At 74.1% G+C, this 2007-nt stretch carries 3 protein-coding genes; 2 read left to right on the top strand and 1 reads right to left on the bottom strand.

Annotated elements, in window-relative coordinates; translation table 11 throughout:
- Positions 1 to 923 (bottom strand): hypothetical protein (locus tag KY462_17030; GenBank protein ID MBW3579403.1); only part of this gene is annotated, 923 nt, incomplete at its 3' end.
- On the opposite strand from KY462_17030, the gene KY462_17025 reads away from it, so the two are divergent.
- Together KY462_17025 and KY462_17020 are read left to right on the top strand one after the other, a co-directional pair.
- Entirely contained in the window at positions 922 to 1452 is a 531-nt protein-coding gene (locus KY462_17025; GenBank protein ID MBW3579402.1) for a dual specificity protein phosphatase family protein, read from the top strand. The genes KY462_17030 and KY462_17025 overlap by 2 nt on opposite strands.
- Positions 1428 to 2007 (top strand): hypothetical protein (locus tag KY462_17020; protein MBW3579401.1); only part of this gene is annotated, 580 nt, incomplete at its 3' end. The genes KY462_17025 and KY462_17020, both read left to right, overlap by 25 nt.

The following is a 2007-nucleotide window of genomic DNA, read 5'->3' as shown; positions in this document are numbered from 1 at the left end:
GTACTAAACTCCATGACGCGGCCGTCACCCAGCGTGGGGTGGACCGTGAGAAGCGAAGACCAACACCACCAGGATCGCGACCGGCATCCCCCCGGGGAGCTGGACCGAACAGAGCAATGTCCACAAGCGCCCCGCACTGCGCCGTCGTCGGCCGTGGCCGGCTCGGCACCGCATTCGCCGCCGCCCTGCGCGCGGGCGGTGTCGCCGTCGAGGGTCCGCTCGCGCGCGACCAGGCGCCGGGCGACGCGGCGGGCCGGGTCGGGGTCCTCGTGGGGGCGCGACGGTCCGTGCTCATCGCCACCGATCACGGCCAGCACCGCCTCCTCGTGGACCTCCACGGACGCCGGGTCGGCGGGCCGCCCACCCAGCCGGGCGACCGCTTCGGCCACCCGTAGCGGATGCTGGGAGACGCCGACCGGAGGGGACAGGGCGCTGTAGGCCCCGTCGAGCACGTGCCCGGGCAGCGCGAGCGCCCGGGTGCGCAGACGGTCCATCGCCGCGGTGGCCTCCTCGTAGGCCACCGCGGCCAGCTCGGCGTCCCCGTCGCGGGCCGGGAGGGCGAGAACGAGGTGACCCTCGAGCTCCCCGAAGACCATCACGAGGTCGCCGGCGGCCGAGGGCGCGCGCAGGGAGGCGGCCTCGCACAGCGCGCCTGCCAGCGCGGCGCCGACCAGCCACTCGCGCTCTGACGCCGCGTCGGGGTCGGCGCGCACTCCGAAGCTCACGGGCGCCACGCCCACGAGCGCGTCGGCACACGAGGCGACGGCCACGGCGACCGGCATCGCGTAACCCGAGCGTGGGCGGGTGAGCTCCTCCCGGCCCCGGTCCAGCTCCTCCAGCAGGAGGCGCCGAAGCCTCCCCGCCGAGGCGGGCGGAGCGGTGGTTCCTCCCGCTTCGGTCAGTGCACGCTCGAGCTGTTCCATGGCCTGGCGAGCGTACGGTCCGTGGCACACTGGCAAGGTGTCCCAGTGGTTCGAGCACTACGGATTCGCCGAGGTGGCCGACGGCCTGGTCGTGGGCGCATACCCCCAGGACGCGCGCGACGTCGCGGCGCTGCGCGACGAGGGCATCACCCGGGTCTTCAACCTGGTGCGCGACCTCGAGTACGAGGAGGAGAGCGGGCGCGAGGCCTGCGCCGCCGCCCTGGACGCTGCCGGCATCGAGGAGGAGCGCCTGGCGATCGAGGACTACGGGTCGCTGCTGCCCGGCCAGATCGAGCGGGCGGTGGGCGTGGTGGTGGCCTGGCTGGACGACGGGGAGCGGGTGTACCTGCACTGCCGCGCGGGCTGGCAGCGCTCGGCCGCCGTGGCCGCCGGAGTGGTCGCGGTGCGCGACGGCATCGGGATCGACGATGCGCTGGCGCGCATTCGCCGGCGCAAGCCCACCGCCGAGCCCCTGCGCCACCAGCGCGCCGACCTGGCGCGGTGGTGGGAGGCACGGGCGGCGCGCTGAGCCGCGCCCCGTTCCGTCAGGTCGGGGCTCTACTGTGCGACCTCTCCGCCATGGAAGCCGCCACGCCCCTCCCCTTCAGCTCGGTCCACGTGCGCAACGGCCGGCTGGCCATCGACGCGCTCGTGGTCGACGACCAGTGCGCGGTGCGCCAGGCCGCCGAGCGCGACGACCCGGCGCGGTTCGTGGTCGAGGCCATCGAGATCGGCGCCCGGGTGCTGGACCGTGAGCAGGCCGCGACGGACACCGACTTCGTCAAGCTCGAGTTCGAGCGCGCCGCGCACCAGCTCAACCAGGAGTTCACCGACCGCGCCAAGGGCGTGGCCGACCGGCTGGACCAGAAGGTCGAGGAGGCCTTCGGCGCCGAGCACGGACACGTGGCCAGGGTGCTGGCGCGCCACTTCGGCGACGAGTCCGCCGGAGCCGTGCAACACCGCGTCAAGGCGGTGCTCGACGAGGTCGCCAAGACCATGCGCGACGATCTGCGCAAGCAACTCACCTCGGACACCACCGACAACCCGATCGTGGCTATCCAGCGGTCGTCGCTGAAGGTCATCC

It is taken from the genome of Actinomycetota bacterium (assembly GCA_019347675.1).
Classification (GTDB): Bacteria; Actinomycetota; Nitriliruptoria; order Nitriliruptorales; family JAHWKO01; genus JAHWKW01.
Note: the sequence above shows the minus strand (reverse complement) of the source record. Positions and strands in the feature narration are given on the sequence as shown.